At 72.9% G+C, this 23,618-nt stretch carries 20 protein-coding genes; 2 read left to right on the plus strand and 18 right to left on the minus strand.

Features of this window, described 5'->3' with window-relative positions; genetic code table 11:
* Window positions 1-99: 99 nt before the first annotated feature.
* From lepB (ACZ5OX_RS35890) to proS, 10 genes are all read right to left on the minus strand, one after another.
* Window positions 100-1,098 carry a signal peptidase I gene (gene lepB, locus ACZ5OX_RS35890; RefSeq protein WP_465636045.1) on the minus strand — a complete coding sequence of 333 codons (999 nt, stop codon included), beginning with the start codon at window positions 1,096-1,098 and terminating at the stop codon, window positions 100-102.
* 243 nt (window positions 1,099-1,341) lie between these two features.
* Window positions 1,342-2,199 (minus strand): signal peptidase I, encoded by an 858-nt coding sequence (gene lepB / locus ACZ5OX_RS35895; RefSeq protein ID WP_465636047.1) that lies wholly within the window; start codon window positions 2,197-2,199, stop codon window positions 1,342-1,344.
* A 115-nt stretch (window positions 2,200-2,314) separates the two neighbouring features.
* Window positions 2,315-3,298, minus strand: a complete 984-nt coding sequence (gene lepB / locus ACZ5OX_RS35900) for a signal peptidase I (RefSeq protein WP_465636049.1) — start codon at window positions 3,296-3,298, stop codon at window positions 2,315-2,317.
* Between the two features lie 78 nt (window positions 3,299-3,376).
* On the minus strand, window positions 3,377-3,727 hold the full coding sequence (rplS, locus tag ACZ5OX_RS35905) for a 50S ribosomal protein L19 (RefSeq protein ID WP_030306736.1): 351 nt from the start codon (window positions 3,725-3,727) through the stop codon (window positions 3,377-3,379).
* A 154-nt stretch (window positions 3,728-3,881) separates the two neighbouring features.
* The gene (gene trmD / locus ACZ5OX_RS35910; RefSeq protein WP_465636100.1) at window positions 3,882-4,700 is read right to left on the minus strand and encodes a tRNA (guanosine(37)-N1)-methyltransferase TrmD; all 819 of its coding nucleotides are present in this window, start codon (window positions 4,698-4,700) and stop codon (window positions 3,882-3,884) included.
* Window positions 4,701-4,804: 104 nt separating this feature from the next.
* Entirely contained in the window at window positions 4,805-5,404 is a 600-nt protein-coding gene (gene rimM, locus ACZ5OX_RS35915; protein ID WP_465636051.1) for a ribosome maturation factor RimM, read from the minus strand.
* 182 nt (window positions 5,405-5,586) lie between these two features.
* On the minus strand, window positions 5,587-5,826 hold the full coding sequence (locus ACZ5OX_RS35920; protein WP_030056773.1) for an RNA-binding protein: 240 nt from the start codon (window positions 5,824-5,826) through the stop codon (window positions 5,587-5,589).
* 2 nt (window positions 5,827-5,828) lie between these two features.
* Window positions 5,829-6,257, minus strand: a complete 429-nt coding sequence (gene rpsP, locus ACZ5OX_RS35925; protein WP_045700219.1) for a 30S ribosomal protein S16 — start codon at window positions 6,255-6,257, stop codon at window positions 5,829-5,831.
* 354 nt (window positions 6,258-6,611) lie between these two features.
* Entirely contained in the window at window positions 6,612-7,190 is a 579-nt protein-coding gene (locus ACZ5OX_RS35930; protein WP_359822362.1) for a hypothetical protein, read from the minus strand.
* 535 nt (window positions 7,191-7,725) lie between these two features.
* Window positions 7,726-9,138: a proline--tRNA ligase gene (gene proS, locus ACZ5OX_RS35935; protein ID WP_449791313.1), complete on the minus strand. Its 1,413-nt coding sequence runs from the start codon at window positions 9,136-9,138 to the stop codon at window positions 7,726-7,728.
* A 189-nt stretch (window positions 9,139-9,327) separates the two neighbouring features.
* Here proS and ACZ5OX_RS35940 point away from each other — a divergent pair, with 189 nt between their 5' ends.
* Window positions 9,328-10,152 carry a class I SAM-dependent methyltransferase gene (locus tag ACZ5OX_RS35940; RefSeq protein ID WP_465636054.1) on the plus strand — a complete coding sequence of 275 codons (825 nt, stop codon included), beginning with the start codon at window positions 9,328-9,330 and terminating at the stop codon, window positions 10,150-10,152.
* A gap of 142 nt (window positions 10,153-10,294) precedes the next feature.
* Here the strand turns inward: ACZ5OX_RS35940 and ftsH are convergent, their stop codons facing one another.
* The 7 genes from ftsH to nsdA all read right to left on the minus strand — a co-directional run bounded on the left by ftsH (window position 10,295) and on the right by nsdA (window position 20,928).
* Window positions 10,295-12,355 (minus strand): ATP-dependent zinc metalloprotease FtsH, encoded by a 2,061-nt coding sequence (ftsH, locus tag ACZ5OX_RS35945; RefSeq protein WP_465636056.1) that lies wholly within the window; start codon window positions 12,353-12,355, stop codon window positions 10,295-10,297.
* A gap of 92 nt (window positions 12,356-12,447) precedes the next feature.
* The gene (locus ACZ5OX_RS35950) at window positions 12,448-12,972 is read right to left on the minus strand and encodes a GNAT family N-acetyltransferase (protein WP_449791310.1); all 525 of its coding nucleotides are present in this window, start codon (window positions 12,970-12,972) and stop codon (window positions 12,448-12,450) included.
* Window positions 12,973-13,048: 76 nt separating this feature from the next.
* Window positions 13,049-14,614: a signal recognition particle protein gene (gene ffh / locus ACZ5OX_RS35955; RefSeq protein ID WP_449791343.1), complete on the minus strand. Its 1,566-nt coding sequence runs from the start codon at window positions 14,612-14,614 to the stop codon at window positions 13,049-13,051.
* A 189-nt stretch (window positions 14,615-14,803) separates the two neighbouring features.
* Window positions 14,804-17,275: a [protein-PII] uridylyltransferase gene (locus ACZ5OX_RS35960; RefSeq protein WP_465636058.1), complete on the minus strand. Its 2,472-nt coding sequence runs from the start codon at window positions 17,273-17,275 to the stop codon at window positions 14,804-14,806.
* Window positions 17,276-17,432: 157 nt separating this feature from the next.
* On the minus strand, window positions 17,433-17,771 hold the full coding sequence (locus ACZ5OX_RS35965) for a P-II family nitrogen regulator (RefSeq protein ID WP_392883814.1): 339 nt from the start codon (window positions 17,769-17,771) through the stop codon (window positions 17,433-17,435).
* Complete coding sequence (locus ACZ5OX_RS35970) at window positions 17,768-19,156, minus strand: ammonium transporter (protein ID WP_465636060.1); 1,389 nt, start codon at window positions 19,154-19,156, stop codon at window positions 17,768-17,770. Before ACZ5OX_RS35970 ends, ACZ5OX_RS35965 begins: the two co-directional genes overlap by 4 nt.
* A 317-nt stretch (window positions 19,157-19,473) precedes the next feature.
* On the minus strand, window positions 19,474-20,928 hold the full coding sequence (nsdA, locus tag ACZ5OX_RS35975; RefSeq protein ID WP_449791306.1) for a transcriptional repressor NsdA: 1,455 nt from the start codon (window positions 20,926-20,928) through the stop codon (window positions 19,474-19,476).
* Window positions 20,929-21,564: 636 nt separating this feature from the next.
* On the opposite strand from nsdA, the gene ACZ5OX_RS35980 reads away from it, so the two are divergent.
* Window positions 21,565-22,257 carry a bifunctional DNA primase/polymerase gene (locus ACZ5OX_RS35980; RefSeq protein WP_465636062.1) on the plus strand — a complete coding sequence of 231 codons (693 nt, stop codon included), beginning with the start codon at window positions 21,565-21,567 and terminating at the stop codon, window positions 22,255-22,257.
* Between the two features lie 90 nt (window positions 22,258-22,347).
* Here ACZ5OX_RS35980 and ftsY read toward each other — a convergent pair whose 3' ends face one another.
* Window positions 22,348-23,574 carry a signal recognition particle-docking protein FtsY gene (gene ftsY / locus ACZ5OX_RS35985; protein ID WP_465636064.1) on the minus strand — a complete coding sequence of 409 codons (1,227 nt, stop codon included), beginning with the start codon at window positions 23,572-23,574 and terminating at the stop codon, window positions 22,348-22,350.
* Window positions 23,575-23,618: the final 44 nt, after the last annotated feature.

Genomic DNA, 23,618 nt, shown 5'->3' on the forward strand with positions numbered 1-23,618 from the left:
AAAGCCGACGGGCCGTGGCACGTCCGAGCAGATTACTCGTCGGTACCACGGCCCGCGCAAGAGCCGGGGCCAACCCGGTGGGTCGGGATCCGGTGGAGCTCAGGACTCCTGGCGGCGCTCCGCCCGGCTCCGCACCCGACGCACCAACGGGAGCAGGGCGACGGCCCCCACCGCACCGGCCACGGGCGGCGCCATCGGCGCGGCCGCCGCCAGGCCCGTCTGGTCGAAGGTGTCCGGCACCGGCAGCGTCGACCAGTGGCTGATCGGCCAGGCCACCACGAAGGCACGCCCGATCACGTTGTCCACCGGGACGGTGCCGCCGCCCGGCTGGTCCATGTGGAAGCGGGAGTCCAGCGAGTTGGCGCGGTGGTCGCCCATCACCCAGATCCGGTCCTTGGGCACCTGGACCGGGCCGAAGGGGTGGTCACCGCACGGGGTGTTGCCCGGGTAGACGTACGGCTCGTTGAGCGCGACGCCGTTGACCGTCACCGGCCCGTCGGCCTCGCACTCGACGGTGTCACCGCCGACCGCGATGACCCGCTTGATCAGGTCCTTCTCGTTGGCGGAGGGCATCAGGCCGACGAAACTGAGCACGTCCTGGACGCCGCGGACGAAGGAGTTGCTGCTCTGCTGGGTCGGCTCGTCGTTCAGCCAGCCGCCCGGGTCGTGGAACACCACGACCTCGCCGCGCTCGGGTTCGGCCCCGAACCACGGGGTCAGCTTGTCCACCAGGACACGGTCGCCGACCTGCAGCGTGTTCTGCATCGATTCCGACGGAATGGAGAACGCCTGGACGAAGAAGGTCTTGATCACCAGCGCGAGGATCAGCGCGATGCCGATCAGGATCGGCAGTTCCTTCCAGAACGAGCGCTGCTTGTGCGGCTTGGCCGGAGCCTCCGACTCCGACCCGTCCGCAGGCTCGGCACCCGCGTGCGGGGAGTCCGGGGCGTCCTCCGGCCCGGAGCCGCCCTGACCGTCGGCGGTCTGCGCCGCCGCGGCCTCGGCCGAGGCCGCGGACTCGGCGGACCGGTCCGCCCGACGGCCCGAGCCCTCGGGCTCTCCGGCGCCTGATCGGGCGCCGATCACCAAATCCCCCACAACGTCTCCTCCCTGCTGTGCGGACGCCCGTGCGCCCGCGCTCAGAGTGCCGCACAGCGGGCACCACGCTCACCACGACCATGAACGCCTCAGGGCTTGCCCACGGCGGACGCCCCTGACACCAGCACAGCCTCGGCCGACGGCCCGGACCACTCCCGGCCGCACCTGCACTTCTCTATCACTCCAAGGCATCCGGCTCGCGGTCCCACACTCGAGGCCCGTCCGGTCGGCGGCCGACGCGGCTCACTCCGGAGGCCGCCCGGACCGACGAACGACGAGCGGAAGGATGCCCAACACCCCCATAACGAGCGGGGGTTCCACAGGAACCGGCCCAACATCCACCGATTCCGCGGCAGTTCCGACGGCCTGCGGCATCCGGGCAAGAGAGGAGAGTGAATTCGGCGTATCGAGTTGATGGAAGCGGTCCAGCGGCCAGGCGACCACGAACGCGCGACCGACCACGCCGCTCAGCGGGATCGTCCCCTGTCCCGGATTGCCCATGTGGAAACGGGAGTCGGCGGAGACGTCCCGGTGGTCGCCCATGACCCACAACCGCCCCTCCGGCACCTGGATCCTGAAGGTCTGCCGGGACGGCGGATTGCCGGGCGCGAGGTAGGGCTCCTCCACCGGACGGCCGTTGACGGTGAGGCGCCCCTGGGCGTCGCAGCACTCGACGGTGTCGCCGCCGACGCCGATCACCCGCTTGATCAGATCCTGCTCGTCGTCGGAGGGCAGCAGCCCGACGAAGGTCAGCACCCGCTTGGCCGCGCCCAGCACCGGGCCGTCCTCGGACGGCTTGCGGTCGTGCTCCAGCCAGCCGCCCGGGTCCTTGAACACCACGATGTCGCCGCGTTGCGGCTCACTGCCGAACCAGGGGGTCAGCTTGTCCACCAGTACCCGGTCCCCGATCAGGATGGTCTGTTCCATCGAGCCGGAGGGGATCACGAACACCTGGACCAGGAAGGTCTTCATCACCAGCGCCACCAGCAGGGCGACCAGGACGATCAGCGGCGCCTCGCGCACCAGCGAGCGCCTGCGCCGGCGGGCCGCCTTGCGGGCACTGCGCCGGCGCTCGGCCCGACCACGCGCCGGCGCCGCCACGATCGGCCCACGGTCCGCCGCCGCGTCCTTCCCCGGCCCCCCGGCCGTCGACCCGCCGGCCGTCGACCCTCCGACCCCCGGTCCCCCGGCCGCGGGGCGGTCGGCGAGCCGCCCCCTACCTCTGGTCCCCATGACCGCCCGTTCCCACCGTCACGGCGAAGGCCGCGGGCCGGTCCAGGCCGGTCCAGCGCGAGAACGGGTAGACCACCCAGTCCGCACGCCCGATCACCTTCTTCTCGGGCACGAAGCCGCCACCGGGCTCGCCGAGGTGGTCGCGCGAGTCCCGGGAGGCGCTGCGGTGGTCACCCATCACCCAGAGCTTGCCGGCCGGCACGATGACGTCGAAGGCCACGCTCGACGGGGCGTCACCCGGGGAGAGGTAGGAGGTCTCGTCGATCGGCACGCCGTTGACGGTGATCGGCGCGCCCGGGCCGGTGCTGGTCACCCGGTCCCCGCCGACCCCGATCACGCGCTTGACGTAGACGGTGTCCCCGGCCGGGGCCAGTCCGAGGTCCTGGGCGAGGGAGTGCAGGCCGTCCCAGAAGCCGGACGGCTCGGCCGACCCGTGCAGGAAGGAGCCCGTCCCGTCGAAGACCACGACGTCGCCCCGCTGGGGGTGGCCGCCGAAGGCGTAGGCGAGCTGGTTCGCGACCAGCCGGTCGCCCGGGCGCAGGGTTTCCTCCATCGACCCGGAGGGCACCGAGAACGGGCGCGCGACGAAGGCGTTCACCAGCAGCAGGGCCGTCAGGCAGATCCCGACCAACAGCAGCAGGTCCCGCGAGCGCGAGTGCCGTGGCTCCTGCGCCTGCTCCGAGTCGTCGTCACCGGAGCCACCACCGCCATCACCCCCGTCGCCACCATCACTGCCATCGGATGCATCGGCACTGCCGGCACCATCGGCGCCCTCGCCGCCGGGGTCACTGTCGCCGGAGCCCTCGGCCCGCTCCTGGCCTTCGGCCTGTTCCGACACCCCGGCCTGTTCCGACACCTCGACGTGCTCCGGCCCGCCCCCGGAAACGACCGCGGACCGCGACAGCGAGTCCGCACCGGTGGGTGCGGGACTGCCGTCGCGGTCCGCGGATGGTTCGTGCGTGCTCATCGGGGGGTGAGCTTACCTTGCGGCCGTTCGGCCCCCTCGGAGCGTTCCGATCCCCCGGCGAGGCCGGGGGCCGGTGGATCAGCGGTCGCGCTTCTCCTTGATCTTCGCGGCCTTGCCGCGGAGGTCACGCAGGTAGTACAGCTTGGCGCGGCGAACCGCACCGCGGGTCACGACCTCGATCTTCTCGACGACCGGGGTGTGCACCGGGAAGGTGCGCTCCACGCCGACGTTGAAGCTGACCTTGCGAACGGTGAAGGTCTCACCGATACCGGCGCCGTGGCGGCGGATGACGACGCCCTGGAAGACCTGGACACGGGAGCGGTTGCCCTCGATGACCCGGACGTGAACCTTCAGGGTGTCACCGGCGCGGAAGGCCGGAATGTCGCTACGCAGCGAGGCCGCGTCGACAGCAGCGAGCTTGTTGCTCATGTTGCTCTCCATCGCAGGCGCCACGGGCCGCCCACGGAAAATCGTCACAATGGGGTCTGCTGCGGGCCGCATCGGCTGACGACGATCCCCCCGTGGCGGGGGCGCCGGTCCACGTGCCCCCTACGGAAGGGAACCAGCGACAGACAGCAGCCGCCTATTCTTCCACATCACCGGCCACGGACCGAAATCGGCCGAGCCGCTCGTCCCAGACCAGGCCGAGGATGCTCAGCGCCTCCCGCTCCTTCTTGTCGAAGGCGCCGTACTGCCAGCGCTCGACCAGGTCGGGGCGGTTCGCCAGGGTCCGGGCGAAGGCCTGCTCGCGGCGCCAGCGGGCGATCTTGCCGTGGTTGCCGCTGAGCAGCACGTCCGGGACCGTCCGACCGCGCCACTCGGCGGGCTTGGTGTAGACCGGGCCCTCCAGCAGGTCGGCCATCGCGCCCGGCGCGAAGGAGTCGTCGCGGTGGGACTCGGCGTTGCCGAGAACGCCGGGCAGCAGCCGGGCGATCGCCTCGACCATCACCAGCACGGCGACCTCGCCGCCGGCCAGCACGTAGTCGCCGATCGAGGCCTCGACCACCGGCATCCGGGTGGCCGCCTCCTCGATCACCCGGCGGTCGATGCCCTCGTACCGGGCGGGGGTGAAGGCCAGCCAGGGGCGGCCTGCCAGCTCCTGGGCGAGCTCCTGGGTGAACGGGCGCCCGCTCGGGGTCGGCACGACCAGCGTGGGCACCTGCCCCTCGGGGCCGGCGGCGACCACCGCGTCCAGCGCCTCGCCCCACGGCTCGGGCTTCATCACCATGCCGGGGCCGCCGCCGTACGGACTGTCGTCGACCGTGCGGTGCACGTCGTGGGTCCACCCGCGCAGGTCGTGGACGTGCACGTCCAGCTGGCCGCGGGCGCGGGCCTTGCCGACCAGCGAGATGTCCAGCGGCTCCAGGTACTCGGGGAAGATCGTGACGACGTCGATCCTCATACCGCTCTGCACCGCACCGGAGACGGCAGCGTCGGACACGGCAGCGTCGGACACGGCACTGTCGACCGCCGCCTCGGCCCCCGACCCGGCACGCTCCTCGACGGTCACTCCGACTCCTCCGCGTCCTCGGAACCCTCGGTGCGCTCGGAGCCCTCGGTGCGCTCGGCCGAGGAGGTCCCCGCGACCTCGGCCTGCTCCGGGTCGATCAGCCCGGCCGGCGGGGTGATCACGGCACGCTGGTTCTCCAGGTCGATGGTCGGCACGATCTGGCTGACGAAGGGCACCAGCACCTCCGTCCCGTCGGCCTTCTTCACCGTGAGCAGGTCCTGATAGGGCAGGTGGACGACCTCGGTCAACTCACCGACCAGGGTGCCGTCGAGCAGCACCACGTCCAGGCCGATCAGCTGGTGGTCGTAGTACTCCTCCGGGTCCTCGGGGCTCTCCTCCGGGTCGACCTCGGAGATGAGCAGGGTGCCGCGGAGGGCCTCGGCCGCGTTGCGGTCCTTGACGCCGGCGAAGCGCAGCAGCAGCCGGCCGCTGTGCACCCGGCCGGACTCGACGGTCAGCGGTCCGACCGACGCGGGGTCGGTGAGCACGACGGCACCGGGGCCGAGCCGGAGTTCCGGCTCGTCGGTGCGGACCTCGACACTGACGTCCCCCCTGATGCCGTGGGCACGGCCGATCCTGCCGACGACGAGCTGCACGGTGATCGTTCTCCTGGAGTTCCTGAGCCGAAACGAAAGCGACGGACTGCGAAGCGGTGCCGCGAAGCAATGGTGCGAAGCGGCGATGCGACGGAAAAGCGGATGGAAATGCGAAAGGCCGACCGGGACGACATGCGTCCCGGTCGGCCTCACAAGCCCTGACGGCTGAACGAGCAGCAGCGTCAGCGAATGTTGTCCACGTCGACCAGGTCGACCCGGACGTTGCGACCGCCGAGGGCGCCGACCACGGTGCGCAGCGCGCGCGCCGTACGGCCGCCCCGGCCGATCACCTTGCCGAGGTCATCGGGGTGCACCCGCACCTCGATGGTGTTACCCCGACGCAGGTTGCGCGAGCGCACCTGCACCTCGTCGGGGTGTTCGACGATGCCCTTCACCAGGTGGTCGAGGGCGTCCTCGATCACGATCAGGCCTCGGCGGCGGCGTCGGCCTCGGCCTCGGCCTTGTCCGACTTCTTGGCCTTCGGGGTGATGGCGACGCCGGTGGTGGCGTCCTCGAAGCCGGCGACGGCCTTGGCGAACAGGTGCGAGAAGTCCTCGACCTTCGGCTCGGCGACCTTCAGCGGCGCCGGAGCCGGCAGGCCCTTGAACTTCTGCCAGTCGCCGGTCAGCTTCAGGATGGCGAGCACCGGCTCGGTCGGCTGGGCGCCGACGGACAGCCAGTACTGGGCGCGGTCGCTGTCGACCTCGATCTTCGAGGGGTTGTAGGTCGGCTGGTAGATGCCGATCTCCTCGATCGCGCGGCCGTCACGCTTGGTGCGGGCGTCGGCGACGACGATGCGGTAGTGCGGGGAGCGAATCTTGCCGAGACGCTTCAGCTTGATCTTGACTGCCACGGGAGTGGATTCTCCTGGTGTTGACGTGGGTGAGCGGGCTCGCCAGCGCGTGGGGTTGCGCGGCGGACCGTTCAAGGGACACGCCAGCCGTAGGAGAGAGGGGTCCTGCCCGGCTGCCGAGTACTCAGCTGTCCATTCTGCCACATCGGCGAGAACCGCCGGTACGCGGGCCGGGCGCCCGGTCAGGGCTCGACCGGGAGCCCCCGCTCCCGGTCCGGCCCGAAGACATCACCACTGTCCTGCTGCACCGCTCACTTCCGCAGTGCTCACTTCACCGCAGTGCGGCTCGCCGCCGCACTCCGGCATTCCGGCCGGACCGCTGCCCGCACAGCAGTCCGCCGGGGCGTCGACCGCTCAGGCGATCTTGAACGGCTGCTGGCACGCACCGCAGACGATGGACGCCTGCGCGAGCACCGACGGAACGACCCGGACGTTGCGCCCGCAGCCGCAGACCGCCTTGACCCGCACGCCGCCCCCGGAGGAGCCGTGCCGGGCCGCCGGGCCGCGGAAGGCGCGCGTCGCGCCGTCGCCGGCCACCGCCTCCTGGTGCGCCCCGAGGGCACGGTCCAGGCGCTCGATGGTGTCGGCGTACCGCTCCTGGGTCTCCTTGAGCATGGTCACCTGGGAGAAGCCGCTGCTCGCGTGCGGCTCGACCGGGTGCGCCAGGCCCAGCTCGGAAGCGAGCATCAGGAAGCGCCGGTTGTGGTAGCGGCCGGCCCGCGAGGTGTCCCGGATGTCCCGGGCCGCGGCCAGACCGTGGGCAGCCTCGTGGAGGAGGCGCTCGAAACCGAGCCGCGTCCCACAGGCCGAGGAGGACTCCCCGATCAGCGCCTCGGGCGAGGCGAGGTCGGGAAGGTCCTGGTGGTAGGCCTGGATGTCGCTCCAGGCGGCGGCCAGTTCGGCCGCGAGAACGAGGGGCTGTGTCGTGCTCACGCTAGACCAACGATGGAGTGCGAGCCGATGTTCCGCATGTTCCCGTTCCCGGGGAATTCACAGGGAACTCCCAGGAATGCGAGGCCGCGCGCGAATTGCGCGTTCCGGATCTGACGCAAGACCAACCCCCTGCCGGTTTCGGCCCGTCGCAACGCCGACGGGCCTGGTGAATTCCGTCCGGGGGGCGGGCTGTCGCCACCCAGGACGTACGGCCCGTGGGCCTGCCGGATTGACAGGGCCACGGGCCGTACACCGTACCGCTATTCCGTTAATACCGGGAGTTGACCGGCCAGTAGGGATGTCCACCGCGCGGACACACCGGAACAGTTACCGGATTCTTACCCATCCGCATTCCGGGCAAATGTCGCCGCTGCCGGTCAATACCCGCGGAGGGCGGACGTCCGGCGGACACCGAAGCGACATCCGCCGTCCGCCGAACACCGTCCACCGAACACCGAAGGCCACCCACCGAAGGTCACCCACCGGACATCGAACACCGTCCGCCGAACGCCGTCCGCCGGACACCGAACGGATGTCAGTACGCCCGGGCGACGAGCGCGACGTTGCCTTCCTGGTCGTCCGTCTGCGGCACCGAGCCGTCGGCGGCGACGATGCAGCGGACCGTGACGCCCTGCTCGGCCAGCTTGGCCTCGCCCTCCGCGCCGAGGTCGGCCCAGGAGATCCGGCCCCAGCCGGTCGCGGCGGCCTCGATGGCCTCGTCGATGGTCTTGACGTCGACCGTGCGGGACTCGCGGCGCTCGCGGGACTGGCGCAGCAGCAGCGCCTGGTCCTCCTCCAGCACGCCCGGGAGCAGCGTGGCCAGGGCGTCGATGGAGACCGGCTCCTTGCCGCCCGGGATGCGGCGGGCCAGCATCGCGGTGCCGTTCTCCAGGTCGCGCGGGCCGACCTCGATGCGCAGCGGGACGCCCTTGAGCTCCCAGTCGACGGCGCGGCGGCCGAACGGGGTGTCGGTGCGGTCGTCGACCACGACCCGGATGCCGGCGGCCTCCAGCTGGGCGCCGATCTCACGGACCTTGGCGATGACCGCGTCGTCGCCCTTGATCGCGAGCACGACGGCCTGGACGGCGGCCAGGCGCGGGGGCACCCGCAGGCCGTTGTCGTCGCCGTGGGACATGATCAGGCCGCCGACCATGCGGGTCGAGACGCCCCAGGAGGTCTGCCAGACGTGCTCGCGCTCGGCGCCCTGCAGCTGGTAGGTGGTGTTGAACGCCTTGGCGAAGTTCTGGCCCAGCTCGTGGCTGGTGCCCATCTGGAGGGCCTTGCCGTCGCCCATCATGCCCTCGAGGGTGAGGGTGTTGATGGCGCCGGCGAAGCGCTCCTTGGCGGTCTTGCGGCCGAGCACGACGTCGATGCCGAGCACGTTGGTCATGAAGTCGCCGTAGACCTGGGTGTGGATCATCGACGCGTAGTCACGGGCGTCCTCGTAGGTGGCGTGGGCGGTGTGGCCCTCCTGCCAGAGGAACTCGGTGGTGCGCAGGAAGACGCGCGGACGCAGCTCCCAGCGGACCACGTTGGCCCACTGGTTGATCAGCAGCGGCAGGTCGCGGTGGCTCTGCACCCACTTCGAGAAGTACTCGTTGATGATCGTCTCGGAGGTCGGCCGGACGACGACCGGCTCCTCCAGCTGCTTGCCGCCGCCGTGGGTGACCACCGCGAGCTCGGGGGCGAAGCCCTCGACGTGCTCGGCCTCCTTGGTCAGGTAGGACTGCGGGATGAACATCGGGAAGTAGGCGTTCTGCGCGCCGGCCTTCTTGATCCGCGCGTCCATCTCCTGCTGCATCCGCTCCCACAGGCCGTAGCCGTACGGTCGGATGACCATGGTGCCGCGCACCGGACCGTTGTCGGCCAGCTCGGCCTTGTTGATGAGGTCCTGGTACCAGCGCGGGAAGTCTTCCGCCTGAGGGGTGAGAACGGGTGCCTTAGCCATGGGGCGAATGTTACGGGGCCCGGGGCCCCGGTTTCGAATCGGTATCACCGGATGGGGGCGCACCACCGTGACACGCGCGCACCACCCTGCACCCCTCTGGACGCCGGGCCCGACCCGCTGTTCGCTGGTGTGGGGCGGGACTTTGGGGGAGCCGTAGCAGCACACCGAAGGACCGGATGGGAGGCCGCCATGGCTTCAGCGCGGACGACCGGCACGACCGCACGACCGACGGGCGCACGCCCGCACCACCCGCGGACCGGGGCGGCGCGCCCCACGCGGGCGCGCGACTGGGCGGAGATCCAGGAGCGCATGCTGGTGCCGCTCTACGAGGCGGTCTACGACCGGTTGGAGGTCGGCCCGGCGAGCAGCGTGCTGGGCCTGGGCTGCCGGTCCGGGCTGGCTCTGCTGCTCGCGGCCGGCCGGGGCGCCCAGGTCGCCGGGCAGGAGCCGAGGGACGAGCTGCGCGAGCTGGCCCGTGCCCGTCGGCTGCGGGTGTGCGCGGGGGTCCGGACACCATCCGCCGTCCCCCACCCGGCCCATTCGCTGGTGACGGTTTTCGAGCAGCTGCCCGGCGCCGCCGAGCCCGGCCCGGTGGTGGCCGAGGCCGCCCGGCTCGCCCTCCCGGGCGGGCACGTGGTGCTGGCCGCCTGGGGGCCGCCGGAGCGCTGCGAGAGCGCCCCGGTGCTGGACGTGGCCCGGCGGATGGCGGGCCGGACCAGCGCGCGCGACCCGTTCGAGCTGAGCGCGCCCGGCGCCCTGGAGGACCTGCTCGCCCCGGCCGGTCTGCGTCCGGCCGGCAGCGGCCGGGTGAGCTGCCCGTTCGCCTACGCCGACCTCGACAGCGCGGTGCGCGGGCTGCTCTCCACCGGCCTGTTCGAGCCGGCCGAGGAGTTCTCCGGCGCCTCGCTGGTGGCCAAGGAGCTGGAGGAGGTGCTCCAGCCGTACCTGCGCGCGGACGGCTCGGTGCGGATGGAGAACCTGTTCCGCTACCTGGTCGCCGAGCGGCCGCGCTAGCCAGAGCGGGGATCGCCGGGCAGAGCGGGTACTGGGACAGGGCAGGAAGCGGGCGAGAGGCGGGGCAGGAGGCGGGGAAAGGACGGGGAAACACGAAATCGGGAGCGCCCGCCACCATGGCGCACGCCCCCGATTCCCGGCTTCACGCCCGGTCGATCGACTTCCCGTCGGACCCATCGGACCCATCGGACCCATCGGAGCCATCAGACCCATCGGAGCCACCGGCCCCGTCAGAGCCACCAGACCCGTCAGAGCCACCGGCCCCACCGGGCCCCTCGGCCCCTCCGGAGCCCTCCGCCGACGCCCCCCGCGGCACCCCCGCCGCCCGGTAGGCCTCCGCCTCGTCCAGCGTCTCCGCCTCCAGCAGCGCCGCCGCCAGCGCGTCCAGCCGGTGCCGCTGCTCGGTCAGGATCCGCAGCGCGTCGTCGTAGCACTCGGAGACGATCCGCCGGGCCTCCTCGTCCACCGCGTCCAGGGTGGTCGGCGCGGCGGAGAGCCCGTACGCGCCCTGCGGGTCGGAGGGCACCGCGGTGAGCCGGCCGACCCGCTCGCTCATCCCCCAGCGCCCGGCCATCCCGCGGGCGATGTTGGTGACCTGCTCCAGGTCGCTCTCCGCGCCGGTGGTGATCACCCCGTAGACCACCTGCTCGGCCGCCATGCCGCCGAGCGCGCCGATGATCCGGCCGCGCAGGTAGGGCTCGGTGTACGAGTAGCGGTCGTCCTCCGGGGTGGAGAGGGTGACGCCGAGCGCCCGGCCGCGCGGCACGATGGTGATCTTGCGGACCGGGTCCGCGCCGGGCTGGAGCATGCCCAGCAGCGCGTGCCCGCTCTCGTGGTACGCCGTCCGCTCGCGCTCCTCCTGCGGCATCACCAGCGGCCGCACCGCACCGAGCTGGACCTTCTCCAGGGCGTCCGAGAGGTCCCGCTCGTTGACCGCGTCCTGCTTGCGCTTGACGGCCAGCAGCGCGGCCTCGTTGACCAGGTTGGCGAGCTCGGCGCCGGTCATCCCCGGCGTGACCTTGGCCAGCTGGTTGAGGTCGGTGCCGCCGGCCAGCGGGACGCTGCGGCTGTGGATGCGCAGGATCGCCGCCCGGCCCTCCCGGTCGGGCGGGCTGACGGTGATCCGCCGGTCGAAGCGGCCGGGGCGCAGCAGCGCCGGGTCGAGCACGTCCGCCCGGTTGGTCGCGGCGATCACGATGACGCCCTCGGAGCCGGTGAAGCCGTCCATCTCGGTGAGGATCTGGTTGAGCGTCTGCTCGCGCTCGTCGTGCCCGCCCATGCCGCCGCCGGCACCGCGCTGGCGGCCGATGGTGTCGATCTCGTCGATGAAGATGATCGCCGGGGCGACCTTGCGGGCCTCGGCGAACAGCTCGCGGACCCGGCTGGCGCCGACGCCGACGATCATCTCGATGAACTCGGAGGCGGAGGCGGAGAAGAACGGCACGTTCGCCTCGCCGGCCACCGCCCGGGCCAGCAGGGTCTTGCCGGTTCCGGGCGGGCCGCTCAGCAGCACGCCGCGCGGCATCTTGGCGCCGAGCCTGCGGTACCGCTCGGGGTTCTTCAAGTAGTCGACGACCTCCGTGAGTTCGGCCTCGACCTCGTCGATGCCGGCCACGTCGGCGAAGGTGGTGCGCTTGCCCTGCTCGGCGGTGACCGGCTTGGGCGGGGCCTTGCGGCCGAGCGGTCCGCCGCCGAGTCCGCCGGCCATCCGGCGGGCGAGCATCACCCAGATGAAGATCAGCAGCAGCATCGGGGCGAGCGAGAGCAGCAGGTTGGTGAGGAAGCTGCGTTGCTGGACCGGCGAGGTGGCGGTGACCTCGACGCCCTGCTGCTGCAGGGTGGCCCAGAGGTTGTCGCCCGCGAAGGAGGGCCGTTGGGTGTCGAACTCGGTGTAGTCACCCTTGCCGCCGTCCGGCTTGGGCTGGGCGGTCTTGAGGGTGCCCTCGATCGCGTCGCCCTTGGCGTAGATCTTGGTGATGTTGCCCTTGTTCAGCTGGTTGTTGAACTCGGTGTACGAGATCGTGGTGGAACCGGCGGGCCCGAAGAAGGACAACAGCAGGTCGGAGATCAGGAACACCACGAGGGCGGTGAGGGCGAGCCCCACCCAGCCGCCGGGCATCCGGCGCTTGGGCGGCGGGGGCGGGGCGCCCTCCGAGCGCCAGGGCTGGTCGGGAGTCTGACGTGGCGGCACGGGTTCGGTCACCCATCGGACAATACGGACAGGTGCTCGGGCGAGCCAATCGCAACGCCGCGCCCGAGCCGCCGTACGGCCGCGCCGACCGCTCCCACCAGCGGTTATGCCGTCGCGCCCGGCCACTCCTCGGCGGTCAGCGCGAACCGCTCGTGGTCGCGCCAGTCCCCCTGGAGGAACAGCATCCGCGGGGAGAAGCCCTCGTGCCGGAAGCCCAGCCGCTTGGCCATCGCGATCGAGCGCTCGTTGTCCGGCTGGACGTTGATCTCCAGCCGGTGCAGGCCCAGTCCGTCGGACGACCGCGGGGCGAAGCAGCGGTCCAGGACCAGCCGCATGCCCTCGGTCATCCGCCCGGTGCCGTTGAACGGCAGGTACGAGTCGTAGCCCAGCGTGGCGTTGCAGAACCGGCTCATCACGATGTTGGCGACGTTCACCTTGCCGACCAGTCCGCCGGTCTCCCGGTCGAGGATCAGGAAGGTCCGCAGCCCGGAGCCCTGGCGCTTCAGCAGGTCGGGCAGTCCGTCCGGCTCGACCGGGTTCCACCGGCCGATGTGTTCGGCGGACCGCCGGACCGCGTCGGCGTAAACGGCCGTGTCCTCGGCCCTCGGGGCCCTGATCATCACTCGCATGCCCCCATCATCGGACACGCGATCGGCCCGCCGCCCGGAAACACCGGACGACGGGCCGACCAGACCCGATCAAGGACTACAGCATGTCCTTGAACTCCTTGGGCAGCTCGAAGTCGGCCGGGCCCTTGCCCGCGCCGAGGCCGAACGCGCCGCCGTCCGCCGGACCCTGGCCGGCGCCCGGGCCGAGCGCGCGGCGCTCGGCGGCCGCGGCCTCCTCCTGCGCGCGCTTCAGCGGGTTGCCGCTCTTGCGCTTGCCCTTGGCCTGCGGGGCCTTCTTGCCGGACTTCTTCGCGCCGCCGCCCATGCCGGGGATGCCCGGCATGCCCGGCATCCCCTTGCCGGAGGCCATCGCGGACATCATCTTGCGGGCCTCGAAGAACCGCTCGACCAGGTTCTTCACCTCGCCGACCTGGACGCCGGAGCCCTTGGCGATGCGGGCCCGGCGGGAGCCGTTGATCAGCTCCGGCTCGGCGCGCTCGGCCGGGGTCATCGACTTGATGATCGCGCCGACCCGGTTGACGTCCTTGTCGTCGATGTTGTTGATCTGGTCCCGGATCTGGCCCATGCCCGGCAGCATGCCGAGCAGCTTGGAGATCGAGCCCATCTTCTGGACCTGCTCCAGCTGGGACAGGAAGTCGTCCAGGGTGAACTGCTTCGGGCCGCCGCGCAGCTTGGCGGCGATCTTCTCCGCCTCGGCCTGCGAGAAGGTCTGCTCGGCCTTCTCGATCAGCGAGAGGACGTCACCCATGCCGAGGATGCGCGAGGCCATCCGGTCCGGGTGGAAGGCGTCGAAGTCGTCGACCTTCTCGCCGTTGGAGGCGAACATGATCTGCCGGCCGGTGACGTGCGCGACCGACAGGGCGGCACCGCCGCGGGCGTCGCCGTCGAGCTTGGAGAGCACCACGCCGGTGAAGTCGACGCCGTCGAGGAAGGCCTGCGCGGTGGTGACCGCGTCCTGGCCGATCATCGCGTCGACGACGAACAGGACCTCGTCCGGGTTCACCGCGGCGCGGATGTCGGCGGCCTGCTGCATCAGCTCGGCGTCGATGCCCAGGCGGCCGGCGGTGTCGACGATGACGACGTCGTACTGCTTCTGCTTGGCGTACTCGATCGAGTCCGTGGCCACCTGCACCGGGTCGCCGACGCCGTTGCCCGGCTGCGGGCCGTAGAAGGCCACGCCGGCGCGCTCGGCGACCACCTGGAGCTGGTTGACCGCGTTGGGGCGCTGGAGGTCGCAGGCGACCAGCAGCGGGGTGTGCTTCTGCTTCTTCAGCCAGTGGCCGAGCTTGCCCGCGAGGGTGGTCTTACCGGCACCCTGGAGACCGGCGAGCATGATCACCGTCGGGCCGCTCTTGGCGAACCGCACCCGGCGGGTCTCGCCGCCGAGGATCGCGATGAGCTCCTCGTTGACGATCTTGATGATCTGCTGCGCCGGGTTCAGCGCGCCGGAGACCTCGGCACCGAGCGCCCGCTCCTTGACCTGCTTGATGAAGGCCCGGACGACCGGCAGCGCGACGTCCGCCTCCAGCAGCGCGATGCGGATCTCGCGGGCGGTGGCGTCGATGTCCGCCTCGCTCAGGCGGCCCTTGCCCCGGAGGTTCTTGAACGTCGCTGCGAGGCGATCGGAAAGGGTGTCGAACACGTCGTCGCGGGTCCTCTGCGGCATCGGTATCGGTACGGTCGTCGCCCCCCAGGGTATCCGGCCGCCCCGGGTACGGTCTCCACCCCCGGTCGGAACGCCCGCGCGCACCCCGCCCGCACCCCGGCCGACCCCGCCGTCCGGCCTCCCTCCCGGCCTTCCCCGCGGGGCCCGCCACGCCGCGCCGAGCGCTCAGCCCAGCGCGGCCCGGACCGCCGCCGCCACCTCGCCGGCCCGCCGGGCGGTCAGCGGCCGGCCGGCCCCGTCGGTCAGGTAGAACGAGTCGACGGCCTCCGCGCCCAGCGTGGAGACGTGCGCGGTGCGCACCCGCACGCCCGCTCCGTCCAGTGCCCGGCCGATCCGGTGCAGCAGCCCGGGGGCGTCGTGCGCGCGGACCTCCAGCACGGTCGCGGTCGCCGAGGCCACCGCGGGCGCCACCGCGACCAGCGGCGGCGGGGTGGGGATGCCCCGGCGGCGCGGAGCCGCGGCGTCCCGCTCGGCGAGTCGGCGGGCGACGTCCAGCGAGCCGTCCAGTGCCCGGCGCAGGTCGGCCCGCAGCCGGGCCGCCTCCGGCAGCTCGCCGTACTGGGCCGCCACCCGCCAGGACAGCAGCAGCACCGGCCCGGCGCCCACCGGGTCCAGCTCGCGCAGCCCGGCCGAGCGGACGGCCAGCCGGTGCAGCGCGAGCACCCCGGCGGCGGTGCCGAGCAGCCCGGGACGGTCCGGGACCGCCAGGTCCAGCTCGACGCCCATCGGCTCGGCGCCCGGCGCCGCCCCCTCGGACCGGGCCCGCAGCGACAGCGCGGGCTGCCCCGTCCTGGCGGCCTCCACCACGAGCCGCTCCTGCTCGGCGGTCGGCGCCGGCTCCACCGGCGGGGCGCCCGACCCGGCCAGCCGGTCCGCCACCCGGGCCACCAGGCCGTCCACCAGTGAGGCCCGCCAGGCGCTCCACGCGGCGGGGCCGGTGGCCAGCGCGTCCGCCTCGGTGAGCGCGCGCAGCAGCTCCAGTTCGGCCCGGGTGGTGACCACCTTGGTGATCGCCTCGACGGTCGCCGGGTCGTCCGGGTCGCGCCGGGTCGCGGTGTCCACCAGGGTCAGGTGGTGGCGGACCAGCACCGCCAGCGTCTCGGTGTCCTCGGGGCCGAAGCCCATCCGGGGGCCGAGGTCGCGGACGATCACCTCGCCGGCCTCGCTGTGGTCCCCCGGCCAGCCCTTGCCGATGTCGTGCAGCAGCGCGGCGACCAGCAGCAGGTCCGGCCTGGCCACCCGGCGGGTCATCGCGGCGGCCCGCACCGCCGTCTCCACCAGGTGCCGGTCCACCGTCCAGCGGTGCACGGCGTTGCGCTGCGGACGGCAGCGCACCCGCTCCCAGTCCGGCAGCAGCCGCCGGACCAGCCCCTCCGCCTCCAGCGCCTCCCACACCGGGACGGCCGCCTCCCCCGCGCCCAGCAGGGTGACCAGCTGCTCGCGCGCCTCGTCCGGCCAGGGCACCGGCAGCGGGCGGCACTCGGCGGCCAGCCGGCGCACCGTGGCGTACGAGACGGTCAGCCCGTTCTGCGCGGCGGCGGCCGCGGCGCGCAGCGGCAGCACCGGGTCGGCGGCCGGCCGGGCGCCCTGGGCGAGCACCGCCTCTCCGTCCTGCTCGACCACGCCCTCGGCGAGCGGCCGCCGCTCGACCGCGCCCCGGGCCCGCCCTCCGGCGCCGTGGACCTGCCCTCCGGCGCCGCGGCCGGGGCCGGCGAACGGGATGCCCGGACGGCGCACCCGCCGACCGCGGCCGGCGCGGGCCGCCAGCACCCGGTCCACCGCCCGCCAGGTGACGTCGCCCGCGTACGCGATGGTGCGGGCCGCCTCGTAGACCCGGCGCAGCAGGGTGTCGGCGTCCAGCACCCCGAGCCGCTCGGCGACCTGGTCCTGGTCCTGGAGGCTCAGCCGGTCGGTGGCCCGGCCGGTGGCCAGGTGCAGGGCGTCGCGCACGTCGGCCAGCCGCCGCGCGGCGGCGTCCAGGCCGTCCCGGGGCGCGTCGGCGAGCCAGGTGGCGGCGATCGCGTCCAGCACCACGACGTCGCGCAGGCCGCCGCGGGCCTCCTTGAGGTCGGGTTCCAGCAGGAAGGCCAGCTCACCCTGCCGTTCGGCCCGCGCGCGGGCCAGCTCGCGCAGCTCGGGCAGGCGCGCGGGGGCGCTCGCGCGCCAGTCGGTGAGCACCGCGGAGCGCAGCGCGTCGGTGAGCGCCCGGTCCCCGGCGAGGTGGCGGGCGTCCAGCAGGCCGAGCTGGGCCTTGAGGTCGGCGGCGGCGACCGAGCGGGCCTCGGCCACCGTGCGCACCGCGTGGTCGAGCCGGGCGCCCGCGTCCCAGACCGGGTACCAGATCCGCTCGGGCAGCTCCCGGGCGATCGGGCCGGAGTGCAGCAGCAGGACGTCCAGGTCGCTGCGCGGGGAGAGCTCGCCGCGCCCGTACCCGCCGACCGCGACCAGCGCGACGCCGGGCGGGGCGCCGGCGGCGGCGAGCAGCCCGGCCAGCCAGTCGTCGGTGAGCCGGGCGAGCGCCCGCCGGCGGGGGCGGCCGCCCGGACCGGGGCCGGCGAGCAGCGCGGCCCGGGCGGCGGCGTGCCCCGCCGGGTCACAGGGGTCGACGGGGTCGGAGGGGCTGGTCTCGGTGGTCATGCGCGGAGTCCCGTCCGTCGTGCTGGTGGACCGTCGCACCGGTGAGCCCCGTACCGCCGCTCCGACCCGAGGACGAGCCGTTCGGCCGGCCGGGGGACGCCGGTGCGCCGTCGGGCGGACCCTCCCCTGGCGAAGGGCCCGCCGGTGCGCGGTCGGGCTACAGGGCGTCCGGCCCGCGCTCGCCGGTGCGGACCCGTACGGCGGTGTCGACCGGGACGCTCCACACCTTGCCGTCGCCGATCTTCCCGGTCCTGGCGGCGTTCACCAGGACCTCGATCAGGTCCTCGGCGTCCTCGTCCTCGGTCAGGACCTCGATCCTGACCTTCGGTACCAGGTCCACGGTGTACTCGGCCCCCCGGTACACCTCGGTGTGGCCGCGCTGGCGGCCGTAGCCGCTGGCCTCGGTGACGGTCAGGCCGTGCACCCCGAAGGCCTGCAGGGCGGCCTTCACCTCGTCCAGTCGGTACGGCTTGATCACGGCGGTGATGAGCTTCATCGGGCGTCGACCTCGGTCTTCTTCTCGGCGGGCTTCGCCGCGGGCTCCGGGTCCGGCTCCGCGGCGGCGGACCGTTCGGCGACGGGCTTCGCGGCAGCGACGGCCAGGCCCGGCAGGGCCCGGGCCAGGCCCGCCCCCACGGCGCTGAAATCGTAGGCGGACTCGGCGTGTTCGGCCCGGTCGATGCCGGCCACCTCGACGTCCGCGGCGACCCGGAAGCCGATCAGCCGGTCCACCGCCTTGGCCAGCAGCCAGGACAGCACGAAGGAGTACGCCGCGACCACCGCCACGCCCATCGCCTGCTTGCCGAGTTGCCCGATCCCGCCCCCGTAGAACAGGCCCTTGACGCCCTGACCGACTCCGCCGGTGGCGAACAGCCCGACCAGCAGCGAGCCGACCGCGCCGCCGACCGCGTGCACGCCCACCACGTCGAGCGAGTCGTCGAAGCCCCAGCGGTACTTCAGCGAGACGGCGGCGCAGCAGACCGCGCCCGCGACCAGCCCGATCGCCACCGCCCCGAGCGGGCTGACCGAGCCGCAGGCCGGGGTGATCGCGACCAGCCCGGCCACCGCTCCGGAGGCGGCACCCAACGTGGTGAACGCGCCGTGCCTGAACCTCTCGTAGACCAGCCAGCCGATCAGCGCCGCGCCGGTGGCGACCTGGGTGTTGACCATCGCCATCGCGGCGACGCCGTTGGCGGCCAGCGCCGAGCCCGCGTTGAAGCCGAACCAGCCGAACCAGAGCAGTCCGGAGCCGAGCATCACCAGCGGCAGGCTGTGCGGGCGCATCGGGTCCTTCCGGAAGCCGATCCGCTTGCCCAGCACCAGGCAGAGGGCGAGCCCGGCGACGCCCGCGTTGATGTGCACGGCGGTCCCGCCGGCGAAGTCGATCACGCCATTGCGGTCTCCCAGCCAGCCGCCGTGGCCGCCGTCGAAGAAGAACACCCAGTGCGCGACCGGGAAGTAGACGACGGTCACCCAGAGCGCGATGAACAGCCCCCAGGCGGCGAATCTCGCCCGGTCCGCCACGGCGCCGCTGATCAGCGCCGGGGTGATGACCGCGAACATCAGCTGGAAGAGCGCGAAGGCGGTGACCGGGATGGAGCCGGCCAGCTGGTCGAGGCCGAGGCCGCGCATCCCGAGGTGGTCCAGGTTTCCGATCAGTCCGGCGAAGGAGTCGGACCCGAAGCTGAGCGAGTAGCCGTAGAGGACCCACAGCACGCTGACGATGCCGAGCGAGAGGAAGCTCATCGCCAGCATGTTCAGCGTGCTCTTGGCCCTGACCATCCCCCCGTAGAAGAAGGCCAGCCCCGGGGTCATCAGCATGACCAGGGCGGCACTGATGAGTACGAAGGCGGTGTCGCCCGCACTGAAGCCGTCCGGCATCGGCGTCTCCTCTGCGTCCAGGCCGATCCGTACCCGGGGATCCGTCCCGTGGTGCCACCCGGGGCGTCGGCGTTGGGACGAGCGTGTCGAAGGCGGGTTTCGGCCGGTGTGGCCGGTTGTTTCACCGCCGTGACACGTGCGACGCGCGGGTTACGGCTGCGTGAACCGCGGCCCCGCCCGGCCCGAACCACCGCCCGCCCGGCCCGCACCACCGCGCGGCCGGCCGCACCGCCGGACTCCGGACATGCCACCGACCGTGACGGCGGCGGCCGCCACGGTCGGTGGAGCTTCCCTCGGAAGGCCCTCGGCGGGACCGGTCAGACCACCGAGACGAACTCCGGGATGTCCTGGACCACCCGCTCCTTGAGCCGGCTCACCGCGTCCACGCCCTTGAACCGGGCCGCCGCGGCCTCCGTGGTCTTGCGCACCCGGGAGTTCAGCCGCTCCGAGCGCACCTTGGTGGCGATGTCCACCGCCTGCTCGGCCATCACCGCCGCCTGCTCGGCCTCCTTCTGCAGCAGGTGGACGCTGGCCATGCCGATCAGGTTGAAGGCGTACGAGCGCACGTGGTCGGCGTCCTGGCGGAACAGGTCGACCGCGGTCTCCATCACCGGCGCGGACATCGAGGCGTAGAGCTCGGCGTTGTCCGAGTGGTACGCGAGGTCGCGGAAGGAGTGCGCGTTCTCGGCGTTCAGCTCGGCCGGCGAGAAGAACTTCAGCCAGTCCGGCTCCTGGTCCCCCTCCCGGATGTCGGTGAAGGTGTCCTCGGCCAGCCGGACCGCCCGGGCGCAGCGGTTGACCTCGCCGATGGTGGCGTAGGCGCGCGCCTCCATCGCGTACAGCAGGGACTGCTGGCGCGCGGTGGCGGTGTCGCGGCTGCCGTACTGGGCCAGGTGGATGAGCTCCAGGGCGTCCTCGCCCCGGTTGAGGTGGATCATCTGGCGGCTCATGTCGGTGAGGATCAGCGCGCCGAACGGGCGGTCGCCCGCCTCCTTGGCCGCGTGCAGGGCGAGCACGTAGTACTTCTGCGCGCTCGGGTGCATCCCGACGTCGTACGACATCCACCCGGCCAGGTGGGCGAGTTCGGCGGTGAGCCGGAACAGCCGCTTGGTGGTGTCCTCGCTGTACGTCTCCTGGAGCAGGTCGGTGACCTCGTGCAGCTGGCCGACGACGGCCTTGCGGCGCAGCCCGCCGCCGTTCTGCGCGTCCCACTGCCGGAACATGACCGTGGTCTGCTCCAGCAGTTCGAGCTCGGGTTCGGAGAGCCGGCCGGTGAACGCCTCGCCGCCGTTGGCCGCGGTGAGGATCGGGGTGGGGACGCCGGTCGGGCCGGGGGTGAGCCAGCGCTGCATCGGCTCGATCAGCGCGGCGCCCGCGGTCAGCGCCAGCGAGGTGCCGAGGAAGCCCCGGCGGTTGAGCATGAGGTCGCTGCGGGAGTAGTCGCTGATCAGCTGGACGGTCTGCGGACCGCTCCACGGCAGGTCGACACCGCCGCCCACGGTCGAGACCGGGATCGCGGCGCGCAGGCCGAGGTCCTCGATCGAGACCACCGAGCCGAACCGCTCGGAGAAGAGTTCCGACATGATCTTGGGGATCGGCTCGCGGGGCTGCTCCCCGTCGAGCCAGCGGCGCACCCGCGAGGTGTCGGTGGACACGTGGTGGGCGCCGATCTGCCGGGCCCGGCGGTTGACCTGGCGGGCCAACTCGCCCTTGGACCAGCCACTGCGGGCGAACCACGTGGTCAACTTCTCATTCGGTTGCTTCTCTGCCATGGGTAACGTCCCCATCCCGCCCGGCCCCTAGCGGGGCCCCCGATCGTGACCGCCCGACGGTTGCGGGCTCTTGCCAGACGTGCCGTGCCTGAGGTGCTGCCGTGCCGCGCACCGCCGTACCGCGACGCCCTCGCACTGGTGTGCCGGCGTTGCGGACGATCCGTCAGATCCCCGACTCCCGCGCCTCGGCGGCCCGGAACGGACTCCTCGACGACATCCGCACGCCGAACGTAATGCCCCACGACGAGCCCGCGGGAGCGGCCCTGGCGAAACGCCACCTTTCGCCACCCCCAGGAGTGAACCGAAGCCCGGGGGCACACGCTTCACTTAGGGAGTCCCAACGGCCCGGCATATGCGGGTCGCCAAGTCCACCGAAGCACCCCGGAGGACCCGGCGGACACCGCAATCCACCGCAGCCACAGGCGAGTTCGCCGTTCACTCGGGACGGCGACAGCCCCACGCACACGACGATCCGGCATCGGCGCCGCCCCCACAAGGCGGCGCCCGAGGCGCACCGGCGGAACAGGCGCACACCACGCGCTGCGCGCCGCCACCGCACTACGCACCACACAGCTGACAATCGACACACAGTCACCGTCCCGTAACCATCGGCAACGAGAACCTGTTGGGGGAGGCATGGACAACCTGTTCGGCGAACTTCGACTGGGGCACCTGCGGCTGGCACCGCTGGGCGCGCGCCGCCGCACCAAGGTCACCGCGTCCCAGGCCGCCGCGGAGTACACCGGCCGCTGGGGCTGGGCGGTCGTCAGCGGCGACCCGGCCACCGGCACCCCGGTCACCGGCGCCACCGCCCCGACCCGCTGTCCCTGCGGCTCCCCCCGCTGCACCGCCCCCGGTCTGCACCCCGCGCCGGGCGGCGGCGGCCGGGCCCGCGCCCCCCGCGCCGAGGGCTCGGTGCTCTTCCCCACCGGCCGCGCCTTCGACGTCCTGGACGTCCCCGAGCAGGCCGGCCTCCAGGCCCTGGTCCGGCTGGAGCGGATGGGCACCCAGGTGGGCCCGGTGCTCGCCGCCCCCACCGGCCGGCTCCAGTTCCTGGTCGCCGCCGGCACCGCCCGGCGCCTGCCCGACCTGCTGTACCGGATGGGCTGGGACGACGCCGCGCTCGACCTGACCTGCCACGGCGAGGGCAGCTACGTCGCCGCCCCGCCCACCGTCCTCGACGGCCTCGGCCCGGTCCGCTGGCTGCGCCGCCCCACCCGCGACAACGCGGGCTGCCCGCCGGAGGCCCGGCTACTGCTCGGCACCCTCGCCTACGCCTGCCACCGCAGCCGCGAGCGCACCGCCGAGCCGGCCTGGATGGCCTCCTGACCCGCCGCCCGGGCATGCGGAAGGGCCCGCCCGAGGGGCGGGCCCTTCGTGCGCCCTGAGGTACGTACCGTCGCGCGTACGGGGAGGGCGTCAGTCCCCGATCAGCGCGTCCACGAACGCGCCCGGCTCGAACGGAGCCAGGTCGTCCGCGCCCTCGCCCAGGCCGATCAGCTTGACCGGCACGCCCAGCTCGCGCTGGACCGCGATCACGATGCCGCCCTTGGCGGTGCCGTCCAGCTTGGTCAGCACGATGCCGGTGATGTCGACCACCTCGGCGAACACCCGGGCCTGGACCAGGCCGTTCTGGCCGGTGGTGGCGTCCAGCACCAGCAGCACCTCGTCCACCGGGCCGTGCTTCTCGACGACCCGCTTGACCTTGCCCAGCTCGTCCATCAGGCCGGTCTTGGTGTGCAGTCGGCCGGCGGTGTCGACCAGCACGGTGTCGACGCCCTCGGCGATGCCCTCCTTGACCGCGTCGAACGCGATCGAGGCCGGGTCCCCGCCCTCCGGGCCGCGCACGGTGCGCGCACCCACCCGCTCGCCCCAGGTCTGGAGCTGGTCGGCGGCGGCGGCACGGAAGGTGTCGGCGGCGCCGAGCACCACCCTGCGGCCGTCGGCGACCAGGACGCGGGCCAGCTTGCCGGTGGTGGTGGTCTTGCCGACGCCGTTGACGCCGACCACCAGGACCACCGCCGGGCCCTCCTCGTGCTTGGTGGAGCGGACGGTGCGGTCGGCGTCCTTGCCGATCAGCTCGACCAGTTCCTCGCGCAGCAGCGCGCGCAGCTCGTCGGGGGTACGGGTGCCGAGCACCTTCACCCGGGTGCGCAGCCGCTCGACCAGCTCCTGGGTCGGGGTGACACCGACGTCGGCGGTGAGCAGCGTGTCCTCGATCTCCTCCCAGGTGTCCTCGTCCAGGTGCTCCCGGGAGAGCAGCGAGAGCAGGCCCTTGCCGAGCGAGTTCTGCGAACGGGAGAGCCGCGAGCGCAGCCGGACCAGTCGGCCGGCGGTGGGCTCGGGAACCTCGACGGCGGGCGCCGCCTCGGCCTCGGCGGGCACGACCTCGACGGCCTCGGGGGCCTCGGGGGCCTCCGGCTCCGCCGGGAGTTCCACCTCCTCGACGGTGCGGCGGGGCGCCTCGGTCGGCGGCGCGGACTCCTCGCCGACCTGGGGTTCCTGCGGGGTGGGCTTCGGCGCCGTGATGACCGGCGCCTGCGACTTCGGGGGCAGCTGCTGGCGTCGTCTGCCGGAAACGACGAGGCCCGCGATCGCACCGATGGCGATCACGGCGATGACTACGGCAAGAATCACGTATTCCATAACCGCTCCAGTATCCGCGACCGGGGCCCGGATGGACCGCAGCC

This window comes from Kitasatospora sp. NPDC032121 (assembly GCF_055580145.1).